Origin of the sequence: Sporolactobacillus nakayamae (assembly GCF_900113325.1) — a bacterium.
Taxonomy (GTDB): Bacteria; Bacillota; Bacilli; order Bacillales; family Sporolactobacillaceae; genus Sporolactobacillus; species Sporolactobacillus nakayamae.
In genome coordinates this window covers 1-15,462 of record NZ_FOOY01000018.1, presented here as the reverse complement: position 1 = coordinate 15,462, position 15,462 = coordinate 1, and the positions used below count along the sequence as shown (strand labels likewise).

Here is a 15,462-nt window from a genome sequence, read left to right as displayed (position 1 = left end):
AATAAGGAGGTTCTTTTCATGCCTGTTCGTCCTGATTCACATTATTCTTTATCCATTTTGAGTGAAGGCCAACCGTTGCCTGACTATCCTGAATTTGTTGAAGGCATTCGGCGTGCACCAGACAGGGGTTATACGCTGAGTCCGCAACAGACTCGTGTCGCATTAAAGAATGCCTTGCGATACATTCCTGAGAACTATCATGAACAAATGATTCCTGAATTTCTTAACGAATTAAAGACCCGCGGCCGCATTTATGGCTATCGATTCAGACCTGTGGGTCGCATCTATGGAAAACCAATTGATGCTTATAAGGGAAAATGTACTGAGGGTAAAGCGTTCCAGGTGATGATCGACAATAATCTCGATTTCGATGTTGCACTGTATCCATACGAACTGGTGACCTATGGCGAAACCGGAAGTGTTTGTCAAAATTGGATGCAGTATCGTCTGATTAAAAAATATCTCGAAAATTTGGAAGCGGATCAGACCTTAGTGCTTGAATCAGGGCATCCGCTTGGCGTTTTTAAAACGAAGCCGGAAGCCCCGCGTGTGATCTTGACCAATGCGTTGATGGTTGGTGAATTTGACAATTTGAAAGACTGGGAGATTGCCGAACAGATGGGGGTCGCCAATTACGGCCAGATGACGGCAGGCGGATGGATGTATATTGGTCCACAAGGAATTGTCCATGGCACGTACAATACGCTGCTTAATGCCGGACGTGAGAAATTAGGTATTCCAAATGAGGCAGATCTTTCTGGTTATCTGTTTATCAGTTCAGGCCTTGGCGGGATGAGCGGTGCCCAGCCGAAAGCGGTAGAAATTGCTAATGGAGTCGGCATTATTGCCGAGGTCGATCAGTCGCGGATCGACACGCGTCTCCGTCAAGGATGGGTCAATACGGCTTCGGATGATCTCGATAAGATTTTTGCTATTGCTCAAAAACATTTGGACGATAAAACAACTGTGTCAATTGCTTATCACGGAAACATTGTCGATCTGCTCGACTATGTGGTTGACCATGACATCAAGGTTGATTTGCTATCTGACCAAACCTCCTGTCATGCGGTTTACGAGGGCGGTTATTGTCCCAAAGGGCTTACCTTCGATGAACGAACGAAACTGCTTAGTGAGGATCGCGCGCAATTCAATCAGCTGGTTGACCAATCGCTGAAGGACCATTACGCATGCATTAAAGCTCTGGTTGACAAAGGTACTTATTTTTTTGATTATGGAAACTCCTTTTTAAAAGCTGTCTACGATGCAGGAGTGACAGAAATATCGAAGAACGGCCATGATGATAAAGATGGCTTTACGCTTCCGTCTTATGTAGAAGATATTATGGGGCCGCAACTGTTTGATTATGGTTATGGACCATTCCGTTGGGTTTGCCTAAGCGGAAAAGATGAAGACCTTCGGAAAACCGATGAGGCTGCCATGGCTTGCATCGATCCGGATAGACGCTATCAGGATCGCGATAATTACAATTGGATTCGTGATGCAGAGAAAAATCAGCTTGTCGTGGGTACAAAGGCGAGAATTCTGTATCAAGATGCAGAAGGACGAGTCGCCATTGCACTTAAGTTTAATGAGATGGTCAGAAAGCACGAAGTCGGGCCGGTGATGATCGGCCGTGATCATCATGATGTGAGCGGTACGGATTCTCCATTTAGAGAAACAGCAAACATCAAGGATGGAAGCAACGTAATGGCTGACATGGCCGTTCAATGTTTTGCAGGAAATGCGGCGCGCGGCATGAGCCTTGTTGCCCTTCACAATGGCGGTGGAGTGGGTATCGGCAAATCAATCAATGGCGGTTTCGGGTTAGTGCTCGATGGCAGCGCGCGTGTGGATGAAATCATTAAGCAGGCGATCCTTTGGGATGTTATGGGTGGTGTTGCGCGGAGAAACTGGGCGCGAAACGAGCATTCAATGGAAACAGCCGTTGCATTTAATCAGAAATACCAGGGTGAAAATTATTTAACAATTCCTTATTTGGTTAATGAAGAACTGCTCACAAACCTGAGCGGATCTGAAGGCGGAAACAATGACTAAACGAATCATTCTCCATGCATCGGAAATTGCAACTCCGATGGGGACAAAAGCGCGAGCAGGAAAAGAAATGTCTCAGATTAAAGTCATTGAAGACGGTGCAATCGTCATTGAAGACGGAATGATTGTTGCTGTCGATACAAGTGCTTCGATCTTGTCTCGATTTGATCTTAATCAATACACAGTAACTGATGCTTCAGGCAAGAGTGTTGTTCCGGGATTCATCGATTCTCATACCCATTTCATTTTTGGCGGTTTCAGACCTGATGAATTTTTGATGCGTTTGTCCGGTAAAACTTACATGGAGATCATGAAAGCCGGAGGAGGCATAGAAAATACGGTTCAGGCAACACGCGCAGATTCTTTTGAATCACTTTTTAATAGCGGCATCCAGCGTCTGAACGGTATGGCTCGTTTAGGCATCACCACAGTTGAGGGCAAAAGCGGATACGGTCTGGATCTGGAAACCGAGCTGCGCATGCTTCGCGTGATGAAAAAATTAAACGCGGATCATCCAGTTGACGTTGTACCCACATATCTAGGGGCGCATGCGCTTCCTCGTGAATTTAAAGCGGACAGTCAGGCGTATCTTCAATTTATGATCGATCAAGTCATACCGGAAGTAGCTAAGGAGCGTTTAGCAGATTTCTGTGATGTCTTCTGTGAGGAAGGTGTTTTCTCCATCGATGAATCACGCCGATTGTTGAATGAAGCAAAAAAATATGGATTTTTGCTGAAGATTCATGCGGATGAAATCGAATCGATGGGCGGAGCTGAACTGGCCGCTGAAGTGGGCACGGTTTCTGCTGATCATTTGCTAGAGGCTTCCGAACAAGGGGTACGAGCGCTTGCTGAACGGGGCATTGTCACGACCTTGCTTCCGGCAACCGCATTCTGTTTAAACAAGCCATTTGCTGATGCACGCAAGATGATTGATGCGGGCTGTGCAGTTGCTTTGGCAAGCGACTTTAATCCCGGCAGTTGCTTTACCTATTCTGTGCCGCTCATTTTTGCACTTGCAGGGATTCATATGCAGATGACCAGTGAGGAAGTGCTGACCGCATTTACACTTAATGGAGCGGCGGCACTGAATCGTTCCGAGACCATTGGCAGCATTGAACCTGGGAAAAAAGCTGACCTAGTCCTGCTCAATTATCCAAGCTACAAATATCTTATATACAATACAGCCATGAATTGTGTCAATACAGTGATTAAGAACGGACACAATGCATTTTGATATCGAACAATTCCCGAAAGGAGGCCATTTGATGGAACCTGATCGTCAAATCAGTAACAATGCGAAAAAATCAAGCACATCGTTGAAAAGACTATTTACGCCGATGGTAAACATCAAACACAGCTTGTATTTGACCTTAGGAGTGGTCGGCTTTGTCTTTGTACTTGCAGCATGGAGCATAATGACGTACGGGGGTATGGTTGACCCTATATTTCTTCCCACGCCAACGGATACCTTTAGAGCTGCAGTCGATCTGTTTACACAACTAAATTTTACTCATGATATATCGGTGACGATTGTTCGAGTTATTATTGGTTTTCTATTGGCAGCTGTGATCGCAGTTCCGCTAGGAATCATGCTTGGCACCTATAAGCCAATAGAAGGCTTTTTGGAGCCGCTCATGTCTTTTGTTCGGTATTTGCCGGCCTCTGCTTTTATCCCCCTTTTCATTCTGTGGATTGGGGTGAGCGAGTCGCAAAAAATAGCTGTCATTTTTATGGGCAGTTTTCCACAGTTAATCCTAATGGTTGCTGCTGCTACGAAAAGTGTCCAAACGGATCTTATTGATGTGTCCTATACACTGGGTACGTCCCGAGCAGCAGTCTTATGGCGCGTGATTCTGCCGGCTAGTATGCCGAGTATTATGGATTCTTTGCGGATGGTGCTTGGCTGGGCATGGACCTACATTATTGTTGCTGAGTTGGTGGGCGCGTCGTCCGGAATCGGATATATGATTATTCAATCGCAGCGAATGCTGAAAACCTCAAACATTTTTGTCGGTATCCTCATTATAGGATTAATTGGTCTGATTTTTGACTATGTATTCAAATGGCTGTCTAAACGGTTGTTTCCATGGCACTAAAGGAGGGGCACAGATGACTGAACAGGCGAAAAAACTGATCATTTCAAATTTGTCAAAGACGTTTAAACAAAAGGAACGGAAAATTCAGGCGTTGAGCGACATAAACCTTGAGGTCAAGGATAAGGAATTTGTGTCTATTCTCGGTGCTTCAGGTTGTGGAAAGTCAACGCTGCTGCGTATCATTGGCGGGTTGGAAACGCCGTCCACCGGAATAGTATCAATTAATGGAAGTGAGATTTCTGAACCGGGCGCTGATCGTGGGATGGTTTTTCAATCGTACACACTTTTTCCATGGCTCACCGTGCAGAAAAATATAGAATTTGGCATGCGAGAAAAGGGTATACAGGTGAAGGAACGAGAAAAGATAGCAAAGGAATATATCGAAATTGTTGGATTACAAGGATTTGAAAATGTGTATCCGAAAGCGTTGTCTGGAGGTATGAAGCAGCGCGTGGCGATTGCGCGGGCCCTCGCCAATGATCCTGAAGTCATATTGCTTGACGAGCCGTTTGGGGCGCTGGATATGCAGACACGGAGTTTGATGCAGGAATTGCTTCTAGACGTGTGGCAAAAGTCACAAAAAACGGTCATATTGGTAACCCATGATATTGATGAAGCAATTTTTATGGCGGATCGAGTAGTTGTGATGGAATCGCGACCGGGAAAGATTAAAGAAATCATCAATGTTGCGTTTCCAAGACCAAGAGATTACCATATTAAAACAACGGAGCAATTTCTTAGCTATAAGGCTCAGGCTGTTGAACTGATTCGCAGTGAAACACTAAAAGGTATGAATGCTGTGTAACAAAATAATAAGTTTTAATTTGAATTTGTGATAAATTAGTTGAATAAATTATGTCCTTCGATGTAGTATAAGCGCCTGCTTTGCACGCAGGAGGTCAGCGGTTCGATCCCGCTAGGCTCCATTGGAGTATATATATGAGAAAGCGATCGTTTTGCTGAAGAAGCAGAATGATCGCTTTTTTTATTTTAAGTAAAGAAAGTCGATAAGGTCATAAGATTCGGTTGGGCGATCAGGTAAGCGCCCAATCTGAGAAATAGACGGAGAAATTCCGCTTATTTTGAAAATGAACGAAAAAATAGCTTGAATAGACGGAAAAATTCCGCTTATCGAATCGAAAAACGTGAAAATGGAGGGCTTTTCTGTGCATAAGCGGAAAAATTACCCTTATTTACCTGTGAAACAAGCGCTAGGATGCAAATAACCGGAAAATCTCCGCTTATTTTATTCCAGCCCCACGTTACTTAATCAAGAATCAAAATGATTCATGAAATAGAAATGTCTGTTCAAGACAAGCTTGATGATTCAAAGTCACATTTGAAGCAAGGGAACTTTCGCTAATGACGCATATGTCCTGCAAGCAACGCGAGAGTCACCGCATCCTGCGGAAGTAAGAACTGGGCTGTGCTCGTTTTTTCTAACGGCTAATGATAAATCAAACTTGTGAATTCCGCGTACTTTGAGAATTCAAAGCGCGTTCACTCGATCAATTCGTTTACCGACTTTCTAAATAATGGTGAATCAATCTGATTTTTAGTTGTTGGGCGCTTATTTACTGATGAGATCCATCACATCCCGCCGCATGCTCTGAGGAACTTTCTCGGTTGGCTTTCCTATACGGACAAGCATTTGGATCGTTTGACCTTCCGGCGCATACGTGTTGTGAATGCCGTGGTACAACTTGCTCATCTCCGGATATTCTTCCAGAGCTTGGCTGACCGGCTGCACGGCCAAGCCGAGATTGTGCGCGGTTAGTGTTAATCGGCTGTATAGCATGCCGCTCTTCACTTGACTCGCGCGGCTGTTATCGCGAGAGGAAATCATTGCGTAAGCCGGTGTATGGTTAATGGATGTTTTGGTTGATTGAATCATAAGATCGGATGCTGCCTTCTCACTGTTCAAAAAAGGGAAAAGTGTGACAAGGCCTTGCATGAAATAGAGCGAGAATCCGGAAGTTCCTTGCCCTTCAAAAGAAAATCCATAGCGGTAGTTGTTCTTCTGATATTCGTTTGGGCGGAAGATGTCCGATGCCTCTTTCGTGACGCGAGGAACTCCGGCCTCAATGACCGCCCCGTCAATCGCGAAACTTCCGAGCTTTCGCACATTTGCCTTGTCCTGATAAATTTTTGTTGTGATTTGCTCGCCTTCGTTGAGTGATTCTAAAGAATCTACTTGCTGCTTGGTCAATGCGTCTGATTTATAATCCGCTCTGTTTGTATCCGGTAGATATACAGCGTTGAAGAGCGGACTGCGCTGTGGATCCGCCTGTTTTAAAACGACCCTGGCTACAGGCTTATCGGACATACTTTGTGCAAGCTGCTGCTCGTTGTAGTCACCTTTGGGAAACAGGGTAATTGTTACAGGATAGCCGATTTTCTGACCGGCAACCGCTACATAGTCCAGAAAAGTGCCTTGAGTGACCATTAACTGGCGTGCGAGGGGATCGGCCTGCGGAGACATTCTTTGCGGATCAGCATACAAATAAAAGGTCATGGGATCATTTTTGTCGAGTTTAATGATCCATGGCTGCATGTTATGGCCGTTTGCTGCCAATAGTCCGAAAGCCGCAAGCTGAACGCGCGGATCTTTGTGAAGCTTTGCATAGCTTTTATCCCAAGGTTGAAGGTACTTTTGCGGCTGTAAAAAACCGCTTGCTAAGAACAGTGTGATGAACGCGAGTAAAAGAAGAGCTGCAGCACATGAAAAAATAATCGTCATGACTTTTTTCACACCTCGTTTTTTCATTTAAATGGGACCTCCATTATCGTTGCGGATCGAACGAAGCATTAATTCGAACGCGTTGTGGATCAAAAAATCGGATGAAATTGAATGATACTTTTGCAAGTAGTTCTTTTTAATAAGTGAGTTGTTGAGGACGCCGCTCATACAGGACCACAAGACAACTGCTGTTTGCGTGGTGTCCAGCTCCTCGCGGAAAATTCCTTCGTCCTTTCCCTCACTGATCAGGGCTGCCAATTTGCCAAAGACTACCTCACCAAGCGCGTAACATTCTTCTCTTGATGAATCTTGAACGCTATTCCGGAAATCCGTCATAGCGTTCTCATACGAGAAAATAGTCCGAAAGTAGTCAGGGAAATCCTTGCGGAACCGGTAAAAGGCGTCCGCCATTTCCCTAAGCTTCGCATCTGCGCGAACGTGTTCTTCACTCGCCTCATCAAGCAGAGCAATTAACTGTTTGTAGCCCCGGATCATGATTTCGAAATGAAGCTGTTCTTTGCTGGTGAAATAGATGTAAAGCGTGCGCTTACTGAGCCGCGCTTCTTGGCACAAATCGTCCATTGTTGTACGGGCAAAGCCCTTGGAAAAAAACAGACGCTCTGCGGCATCAACAATTGCGGTTCGTTTCTTCTCCTTTTGCATCACTCTTTTTGATTGCACATGAATCGCTCCTGAATCATAAAAGTAAACTGTTGGTTTACTTTTATTTTCAAAGAAAAACTTGCCCCTGTCAAGAGGAACAAGTTGTTTTGTTAGTTAATCGATACAAAAATTATGGTATAATTTTAATGCTTGACTCAGTTAACAGACTGCACGCAAGCGTTATCGGATGAGCCGTTCATATTGATTCAATAATTGATCGAGGTGATGGCTCATATGCTGGATATTCGGAGAAATAAGAGGTTCATGGATGGCCGCATTCGTCATCATACTACGCAAGATTTCAATTTTTCCGAGGAGTTCTTGTCTGTCCATATATCCACCTCCATGCTTAGTACTTGCTCATTATAGAATACCCCTATAGACGGATTTCAAACGATCAATCATTTAGGCGAACAGACCGCCGGATTCTTCATTTCTTGAACGAATAACAGCTCATGAACAAGGTAATGACTGAAACTGTTTTATAATTAAGCGACATCATGAAAATCAGTATTATTTGAGGAAACGCCTTAAACTATCAATGAAACTTGGGGCGCTTGACTTGCGTATTAAATAATGCTTCAAACGAGAGGTTAAAATGGATCAACAAGAGAAGCGATTGATCAAAAAGGTCAAAAAAGGCGATCAACAGGCATTTGCCGAGTTGGTGGAACGCTATAAAAACAGCGTGTTTGCGATCTGTTTGCGCATGGTCGGCAACGCGCAGGAAGCAGAAGACCTGTCACAGGAAGCGTTCATTCGCGCGTATAACCACATTGATCAATATGATCATGAACGTAAATTTTCGACATGGCTGTTCCGGATTGCAACCAATCTGTCGATTGACTTTTTGCGCCGGAGGAAGAGCAATATCTCGCTTGACGCCGTTGTTCCGGGTACGGAAGGGCTTTCCCTGAACGCGATGCTTCCTGACCAAACAGAACAACCGGAAGAGCTGGCTGTGCGTAAGGAAACCGAGGAAATGGTACAAAATGAGATAAAAAAATTACCGGAAAAATACCGTTCTGCGGTGGTACTTAAATACATTGAGGATCTGAGCTTAAAAGAAATCAGTGAAATTATGGATATTCCGGTCGGTACGGTAAAGACGCGTATTCATCGTGGCCGGGAGATGCTGAGAAAAATGATGATGGCCGGGGGAGGCGATCGAGCATGAGCTGCACGAATAAGAAGTATCTGTCATTAATGAATAAGGTCTTGGATGAAGAGGCGACGGAACGAGAAAAGCATGAACTCTATGAACATCTGGATTCTTGTAATGAATGCCGTGTTCATTTTAATGAATTGACGTATTCGACCGAGTTGTTGCGGCGGCTTGCCCACCCTCAATTGTCGGCCGCTTTTACGAAAAGTGTTCTTGATCAACTGCCTGCTGAAAAACGTCATGTGATTCTGCGGTGGGGCAGCCGCCATCCGGTACTGACCGCTGTAGCGATTTGCGCAGTACCAATGTCACTTGTCGTGATCGGCGCCAGACATCAAACAAGAGATAAGAACGACTATGTGCTCGTTAACGTGTCGGGAGATCAGACCTGAGAAGGGCTGTTCATTTTTTAACAGCGCAACACATAAGATAGAAAAAGACGAGCCTTGGGTGCTCAATAATTTTTAAAGAATGGGTTTACCTAGGGGATATACAGAAACACTAAGATTGTCGGTGCATTGATAAGAATGGCTGATTTGGAGGATGAAAAATCATGTCTTTGTGGACTCATGTGAATATTTTAAACTACTTGACAGACATCATTGACATTTTGATTGTCACTTATGTGATTTACAAAGTGATCATGATTATTCGAGGCACAAAGGCAGTTCAGCTAGCGAAGGGTATTCTGGTGATCATCGCGGTCTGGTTTCTGAGCAGTCTGTTCCAGCTTCGAACGTTGGAATGGATTCTGAACAATGCCATAACCTACGGCTTATTTGCGATCATCGTGATTTTCCAACCGGAGTTACGCCGCGTGCTCGAGCAGCTTGGGCGTGGACGCCTGTTCTCCAGAGGAACGGTCGTTGAAGAAGAACATAAACAGATGGCTGAAGCGATTGTCAAAGCTTCTTCTTACATGGCGAAACGAAGGATCGGTGCTCTGATGTCGATTGAGCGCAAGACCGGTCTCAATGACTACATTGAAACCGGCATCCAGCTGAACGGGAACCTAACTTCCCAACTGCTCATCAATATTTTCATTCCGAACACACCTTTACATGATGGTGCGGTTATTATTCGCGGAAATGAAGTGGCTGCGGCGGCGTGCTATCTTCCCTTGTCGGAGAGCCCGTTTATTTCTAAGGAACTTGGGACAAGGCACCGGGCGGCAATGGGTGTAAGTGAAGTAACGGATTCGCTGACCGTTGTTGTGTCCGAGGAAACAGGGGGCATCACCGTGACGAAAAATGGTGAAATGTTCCGTGATATTAGTGAAGAACGTCTGAAAGAAATGCTCCAGCACGAACTCGATGAATCGGATAATCAGACGACGATTCGCTGGAATTGGAGAGGAAAGCACAATGGATAAACTTTTGAATAACAATTGGTTTGTCAAAATTGTATCCTTTGTTATGGCGCTGATGCTGTATGCGATTGTTTCAGCTGGTGACGGCACGCCGTCGGGTTCTTCCTCCAATATCGCTGTGAATCCGACACAGCAATCGGCGATTATAACGTCAAAGTTAGCGATAAAATATGATCAAAATAAGTATGTAGTGAGCGGGGCGCCACAGACGATCAGTGTCCGCCTGAGCGGGTCCAATGAATCCATTCTTAAGGCAAAACTTCCCAGTACGAAAAGCGTTTACTTGGATCTATCGGGTATGAAGCCGGGTACCTATGACGCTCGCGTGCAGACACGCGGCTTTCCGTCAGGTCTCACCGTCAAGCCGAGTCCGAAGACGGTACGTGTCACCATACAAAAAAGAACGAGCAAAGAGCTTCCTATTGCCATTGATATACTCAATAAAAATTCGCTAGCAGAAGGATACACAGTTGGTGATCCTGTCATAGACACGCAGAATATTACGGTTACCGGCGGCGAGGATACTGTCGACTCGATTGCTTTCGTAAAAGGCGTCATTAGTGTCAAAGGCGCGGATGCGGCAGTGGAAAAAATGATCACCCTGCATGCATATAATAGTAATGGTGATCAAGTAAATGTGACCATTAATCCATCGTCAGTTCATGTCCGTGTGCCCATTGAAAAAGTGTCTAAACAATTGAGCATCAATGCGGTGACAACGGGGACACCGGCCAAGGGGTACAGCGTCGACTCTATTGATCAGTCCGCGAAAACGGTCACGGTGACCGCTCAAGACAAAGACGCACTTGACCAGATCACCTCTCTTGAACCGCTTTCCGTACCTGTTGACGGATTGAAAAAGGATAAAACAGTTACAGTGAACGTTGCACTGCCTTCCGGAGCAACAAGGAGCGATCCGGAGAAAATTGATGTGACGGTGCATATCATAAAAGAAACGGATGCGGAAAGTGATGAGAGCAGTGCGGATTCAAGTTCTGATTCAAATCCTGATTCTAGCTTGAGTACGGACAAACAAACAAAGAAGTTAACGAATATCCCAATTAAGGTGATTGGACTTAAGGATGGCTTGAATGCATCCTTTGATAAAGAAGACCATGTAAGTGTCTCTGTAACCGGCTCGTCGCAGGATATTGACAAATTGACAGCTGATGATGTTCACGCTGAGGTAGATCTGGATGGTTTGGATATGGGAGCGCATGAAGTGACTGTCGCAGTTAGTGCCGCAGATGGTCTCGTTGCAAAGGCGACCCCGGGTACGGTGAAGGTGAACATCAGCTAATGGTGTTGTGAGGATTTCTGCTACTTTCAGAGTGGTTAGAACATCCTTTGACAGAATGCGGCCGTGAGTTTACAATAAAGCGGCGGAATTTGGACGAGGAAAGATAGGAGCGATCGATATTATGACAAAGTACTTTGGAACGGATGGAGTCAGAGGTATTGCGAATCTCGGCTTGACACCCGAATTGGCTTTTAAATTAGGGCGTGCCGGCGGTTATGCATTAACGAAGACGACTGAGCATCCTAAGGTTCTGGTGGGCAGGGATACGCGCATTTCCGGTTATATGCTTGAAGGCGCGTTAATCTCCGGCCTACTGTCTATTGGCGTTGAAGTCATGCGGCTAGGTATTATTTCAACTCCTGGTGTCGCTTATCTGACAAAGGCGATGGACGCCAGTGCAGGCATCATGATTTCTGCGTCACATAATCCGGTCGCTGATAATGGGATCAAGTTCTTTGGCAGTGACGGTTTTAAGCTGAGCGATGAGGTTGAGGAAACGATTGAAGCGTTGCTGGCGAAGGAAACAGACGATCTGCCGAGACCAATCGGTGGCGATTTGGGCACGTCAAGTGACTATTTCGAAGGAAGTCAGAAATATCTTCAATTTTTGAAGCAGACCATTCAGGAAGACGATTTTTCCACAATTAAGATCGCACTTGACTGTGCTAACGGATCAACGAGCGCGCTCGCTCCGCATCTTTTCGCTGATCTTGAAGCAGATATCGTAACTATTGGTACATCACCAAACGGGAAAAATATTAACGAAGGTGTCGGATCGACGCATCCTGAATCCTTATCCACACTCGTTGTTGAAAAAGCTGCGGACTGCGGGCTTGCTTTCGATGGCGACGGTGACCGTTTGATTGCTGTTGATGAACTAGGAAACATTATCGATGGCGACAAAATCATGTACATTTGTGCCACTTACTTGAAATCAAAAGGAATGCTAACTAAAGACACACTGGTTACGACCATAATGAGTAATCTTGGCTTATATAAAGCACTTCAAGCTGAACAGATTGAAACAAAGCAGACGAAGGTCGGCGACCGTTACGTTATGGAAGAAATGCGCGCGGGCGGTTATGCACTTGGCGGCGAACAATCCGGACACATCATCTTTCTTGAACACTCGACTACGGGAGACGGGATGCTGACGGCATTGCAGCTGGTCGGCATCATGAAGGCGACTGGAAAGAAGCTGTCTGAACTTGCGGCAGGGTTAAAAACCTACCCGCAGAAATTGGTGAATATTCATGTCGCTGATAAATTCCATGTTACAGAAAATCCGGAAGTAGCTCAGTCTATTAAAGAAGTTGAAGCGGATATGGCCGGTGACGGTCGGGTACTTGTCCGCCCTTCAGGTACTGAATCGCTGATCCGGATTATGGCCGAAGCACCTACAGCAGAAGCGTGCGATGCGTTTGTCGACAAAATTGCACAAAAGGTCGTTGATGCAGTGGGCGGGGAAATTCAATAAAATATGGTCAAAATATCTGGAACGGTAATGAGTTCCTTCTGCTGAACTATAGGACCTTCGAGAAAGAAGGATCTTTCGCTAAGAACATGCACGTCCTATGCATAACGCGAAAGTCACCACATCCTGTGGAAGTTCCGGTCGCTCTTTGTTCGAATTTATAAAAGTCGTCAACTGAGGAAACTCGACTTTTTAATGCAGTTGAATTAGTGCCGATGTAGTTCGCCAATGTCTGAACAGACCGTTGTTGAAAATTTATCGATGAAAATTATGCTTGTCGGTTACGGGACATGGCATTGTTGAATAGATATATTGAGTAACAAAAATCCCACTCATAGATGATTGACGCACCGATCAGATTAAAGTAGTATGTGGGTAACTCGAGAAGGAAAGTGAGGGGTGGATAACTGAATATTAAGCGCCTGGACTATTCCGTTGGACGGAGAAATTGGGAATAGTTGACGAGGAAGAGGTTTATCGAAGAATTCGGCGGATACCTCTCGGAATCTTGCAACCGTTAGCACGTGCTCAAACCAGAAAGGCAACTTTCTGTACAGAAGCCGTGCAGCAAGATATATAAGCATTAAAATAAAAAACAAGTGGGGCAAGACTGCCCTATATGATGACGGTGACAACATCTTAAAGTGCACCTTGCCTCACAAGGAGGACATCATCCTATGTGTGGTATTGTAGGCTATATCGGCAACGAAGATGCACGTGACATTTTGCTTAAGGGACTCAGCAATCTTGAATACAGAGGTTACGATTCGGCAGGCATCGCACTCTTAAATGCAGACGGTGTCCACGTTTTCAAGGAAAAAGGACGGATCGCCGTTCTTCGCGAATCTGTGGATCCTGCCGTTCACGCAACGCTCGGTATCGGCCATACACGTTGGGCAACACACGGCCAGCCGAACAAGCGCAACGCGCATCCGCATCAGAGCGCTTCTAGCCGTTTCACCCTTGTTCATAACGGTGTGATTGAAAACTATGTTCAGCTGAAGGCCGAATATCTGTCCGGTGTTACCATGAAAAGCGAGACGGATACCGAGGTCGTTGTACAGATGATCGAAGTTTTCGCAAACGAAGGTCTGAGCACTGAAGCGGCTTTTCGGAAAACGCTGAAATTGCTTGAGGGTTCCTACGCGATTGCGCTGGTTGACGCGGAAGACAGTGACACGCTCTATGTGGCAAAGAATAAAAGCCCGCTTTTAATCGGCCTTGGCGACGGTTTCAATGTCGTAGCAAGTGACGCGACAGCCATGATTCAGAAGACGAAACGGTATGTTGAGCTGATGGATGAAGAAGTTGTTGAGTTGACTCGGGACAGCTATACGATCATGGATCTCGACGGCAACGAAAAAACGCGCGCGCCTTATACGGTTTCCTTCGATGCGCATGATACGGAAAAAGGTGCTTATGCTCATTATATGCTGAAGGAAATTGATGAACAGCCGGCCGTGATGCGTCGCCTGCTGCAAGAATACAGCGGCAAGGACGGAGTTGTTACCCTCGATCCGACAATTACGAAAGCTGTCAATGCCGCCGACCGGATTTACATCATCGCCTGCGGCACGAGCTACCACGCCGGACTTGTCGGCAAGCATCTGCTTGAGACGATTGCCGGGATCCCGACCGAAGTGCATATTTCGAGTGAATTCTCCTATAATATGCCGCTTCTATCGAAAAAGCCGCTGTTCGTCTTTATCTCCCAAAGCGGGGAGACAGCGGACAGCCGTGCTGTCCTTGTCAAGGTGAAAAAGCTCGGTCATCCGACTCTGACCATGACGAACGTCGAAGGATCGACCTTGTACCGCGAAGCAGATTACAAGATGCTACTGTTCGCCGGCCCGGAAATCGCCGTAGCATCAACGAAAGCGTATACGGCCATGATCGCCGTCTTCGCCTTTATCGCGGTTGCTTCTGCTCAGAAGAAGGGAACGAAGCTCGATCTAGATCTTGTTCATGAGATGAGTATCGCGGCACAAGGTATGGAGCAGATGATCGACGAAAAAGCGCTTTTGAAGGAAGTCGCGCGCGACTATCTCTCGATCACACGCAACGCTTTCTACATCGGCCGCGGACTCGACTATTACGTCTGCATGGAAGCATCGCTGAAGCTGAAGGAAGTCTCCTACATTCAGGCAGAAGGCTTCGCTGGCGGCGAGCTCAAGCACGGCACAATCGCATTAATTGAAGACGGAACACCGGTCTTCGCCTTCGCAACCCAGAAAAATGTCAACAACAACATTCGCAGCAATGTTCAAGAGGTAGCCGCTCGCGGCGCCCACACGTGCATCATCAGCATGGACGGAGTCACGAACCACGCGGACGACCGCATTGTGCTCCCGAACGTGCATCCTGCCCTGACACCACTTGTTTGCGCCGTTCCCCTGCAGCTGATCGCCTACTATGCGGCCCTGCAGAACGAATGCGACGTTGATAAACCACGTAACTTGGCAAAGTCAGTTACGGTGGAATAAAAAAGGAACAGGTAAGTACATACTCGTGTACTTGCCTGTTCCTTTTTTATTAAAATTCTTTCCTGAGGATGTCTTTGTTGCGCAGTAAAGACGGAGTGCGCAGCAAATTCGTTACGA

General features: G+C 45.9%; 13 protein-coding genes and 1 tRNA gene. 11 read left to right on the top strand and 3 right to left on the bottom strand.

The window, feature by feature from the left end:
- The first annotated feature begins 18 nt into the window (after positions 1-18).
- From BM003_RS12045 to BM003_RS12025, 5 genes are all read left to right on the top strand, one after another.
- Complete coding sequence (locus BM003_RS12045) at positions 19-2,055, top strand: urocanate hydratase (protein ID WP_093673420.1); 2,037 nt, start codon at positions 19-21, stop codon at positions 2,053-2,055.
- The gene (gene hutI / locus BM003_RS12040) at positions 2,048-3,289 is read left to right on the top strand and encodes an imidazolonepropionase (RefSeq protein ID WP_093673418.1); all 1,242 of its coding nucleotides are present in this window, start codon (positions 2,048-2,050) and stop codon (positions 3,287-3,289) included. Before BM003_RS12045 ends, hutI begins: the two co-directional genes overlap by 8 nt.
- A 31-nt stretch (positions 3,290-3,320) precedes the next feature.
- Positions 3,321-4,151, top strand: coding sequence for an ABC transporter permease (locus BM003_RS12035; protein WP_177184775.1), 831 nt, complete (start codon positions 3,321-3,323; stop codon positions 4,149-4,151).
- A gap of 13 nt (positions 4,152-4,164) precedes the next feature.
- Positions 4,165-4,956 carry an ABC transporter ATP-binding protein gene (locus BM003_RS12030; RefSeq protein WP_093673416.1) on the top strand — a complete coding sequence of 264 codons (792 nt, stop codon included), beginning with the start codon at positions 4,165-4,167 and terminating at the stop codon, positions 4,954-4,956.
- Between the two features lie 35 nt (positions 4,957-4,991).
- A tRNA-Ala gene (locus BM003_RS12025) sits at positions 4,992-5,077 on the top strand.
- A gap of 644 nt (positions 5,078-5,721) precedes the next feature.
- On the opposite strand, the gene BM003_RS12020 is transcribed toward BM003_RS12025, so the two are convergent.
- From BM003_RS12020 to BM003_RS12010, 3 genes are all read right to left on the bottom strand, one after another.
- The gene (locus BM003_RS12020; protein ID WP_093673414.1) at positions 5,722-6,918 is read right to left on the bottom strand and encodes an Acg family FMN-binding oxidoreductase; all 1,197 of its coding nucleotides are present in this window, start codon (positions 6,916-6,918) and stop codon (positions 5,722-5,724) included.
- On the bottom strand, positions 6,919-7,572 hold the full coding sequence (locus BM003_RS12015; protein WP_245734248.1) for a TetR/AcrR family transcriptional regulator: 654 nt from the start codon (positions 7,570-7,572) through the stop codon (positions 6,919-6,921).
- Positions 7,573-7,734: 162 nt separating this feature from the next.
- Positions 7,735-7,887: an aspartyl-phosphate phosphatase Spo0E family protein gene (locus tag BM003_RS12010; RefSeq protein ID WP_093673412.1), complete on the bottom strand. Its 153-nt coding sequence runs from the start codon at positions 7,885-7,887 to the stop codon at positions 7,735-7,737.
- Positions 7,888-8,152: 265 nt separating this feature from the next.
- Between BM003_RS12010 and sigW the strand changes: the two genes are divergently transcribed.
- From sigW to glmS, 6 genes are all read left to right on the top strand, one after another.
- On the top strand, positions 8,153-8,731 hold the full coding sequence (sigW, locus tag BM003_RS12005) for an RNA polymerase sigma factor SigW (RefSeq protein ID WP_093673410.1): 579 nt from the start codon (positions 8,153-8,155) through the stop codon (positions 8,729-8,731).
- Positions 8,728-9,111, top strand: coding sequence for a zf-HC2 domain-containing protein (locus BM003_RS12000; protein ID WP_093673408.1), 384 nt, complete (start codon positions 8,728-8,730; stop codon positions 9,109-9,111). The genes sigW and BM003_RS12000 overlap by 4 nt, the downstream gene beginning before the upstream one ends.
- Positions 9,112-9,272: 161 nt before the next feature.
- Positions 9,273-10,091, top strand: a complete 819-nt coding sequence (gene cdaA, locus BM003_RS11995) for a diadenylate cyclase CdaA (RefSeq protein ID WP_093673406.1) — start codon at positions 9,273-9,275, stop codon at positions 10,089-10,091.
- The gene (locus tag BM003_RS11990; RefSeq protein WP_093673404.1) at positions 10,084-11,388 is read left to right on the top strand and encodes a CdaR family protein; all 1,305 of its coding nucleotides are present in this window, start codon (positions 10,084-10,086) and stop codon (positions 11,386-11,388) included. Before cdaA ends, BM003_RS11990 begins: the two co-directional genes overlap by 8 nt.
- 121 nt (positions 11,389-11,509) lie before the next feature.
- On the top strand, positions 11,510-12,865 hold the full coding sequence (gene glmM, locus BM003_RS11985) for a phosphoglucosamine mutase (protein WP_093673402.1): 1,356 nt from the start codon (positions 11,510-11,512) through the stop codon (positions 12,863-12,865).
- Between the two features lie 674 nt (positions 12,866-13,539).
- Complete coding sequence (glmS, locus tag BM003_RS11980) at positions 13,540-15,345, top strand: glutamine--fructose-6-phosphate transaminase (isomerizing) (RefSeq protein ID WP_093673400.1); 1,806 nt, start codon at positions 13,540-13,542, stop codon at positions 15,343-15,345.
- Positions 15,346-15,462: the final 117 nt, after the last annotated feature.

Bases quoted from the DNA above. Each gene is read 5' to 3' on its own strand.
- BM003_RS12030 (WP_093673416.1), top strand. From the start codon at position 4,165: ATGACTGAACAGGCGAAAAAACTGATCATTTCAAATTTGTCAAAGACG.
- hutI (WP_093673418.1), top strand. From the start codon at position 2,048: ATGACTAAACGAATCATTCTCCATGCATCGGAAATTGCAACTCCGATG.
- cdaA (WP_093673406.1), top strand. From the start codon at position 9,273: ATGTCTTTGTGGACTCATGTGAATATTTTAAACTACTTGACAGACATC.
- BM003_RS12035 (WP_177184775.1), top strand. From the start codon at position 3,321: ATGGAACCTGATCGTCAAATCAGTAACAATGCGAAAAAATCAAGCACA.
- glmM (WP_093673402.1), top strand. From the start codon at position 11,510: ATGACAAAGTACTTTGGAACGGATGGAGTCAGAGGTATTGCGAATCTC.
- BM003_RS11990 (WP_093673404.1), top strand. From the start codon at position 10,084: ATGGATAAACTTTTGAATAACAATTGGTTTGTCAAAATTGTATCCTTT.
- BM003_RS12045 (WP_093673420.1), top strand. From the start codon at position 19: ATGCCTGTTCGTCCTGATTCACATTATTCTTTATCCATTTTGAGTGAA.
- sigW (WP_093673410.1), top strand. From the start codon at position 8,153: ATGGATCAACAAGAGAAGCGATTGATCAAAAAGGTCAAAAAAGGCGAT.
- BM003_RS12010 (WP_093673412.1), bottom strand. From the start codon at position 7,887: ATGGACAGACAAGAACTCCTCGGAAAAATTGAAATCTTGCGTAGTATG.
- BM003_RS12020 (WP_093673414.1), bottom strand. From the start codon at position 6,918: ATGAAAAAACGAGGTGTGAAAAAAGTCATGACGATTATTTTTTCATGT.
- glmS (WP_093673400.1), top strand. From the start codon at position 13,540: ATGTGTGGTATTGTAGGCTATATCGGCAACGAAGATGCACGTGACATT.
- BM003_RS12000 (WP_093673408.1), top strand. From the start codon at position 8,728: ATGAGCTGCACGAATAAGAAGTATCTGTCATTAATGAATAAGGTCTTG.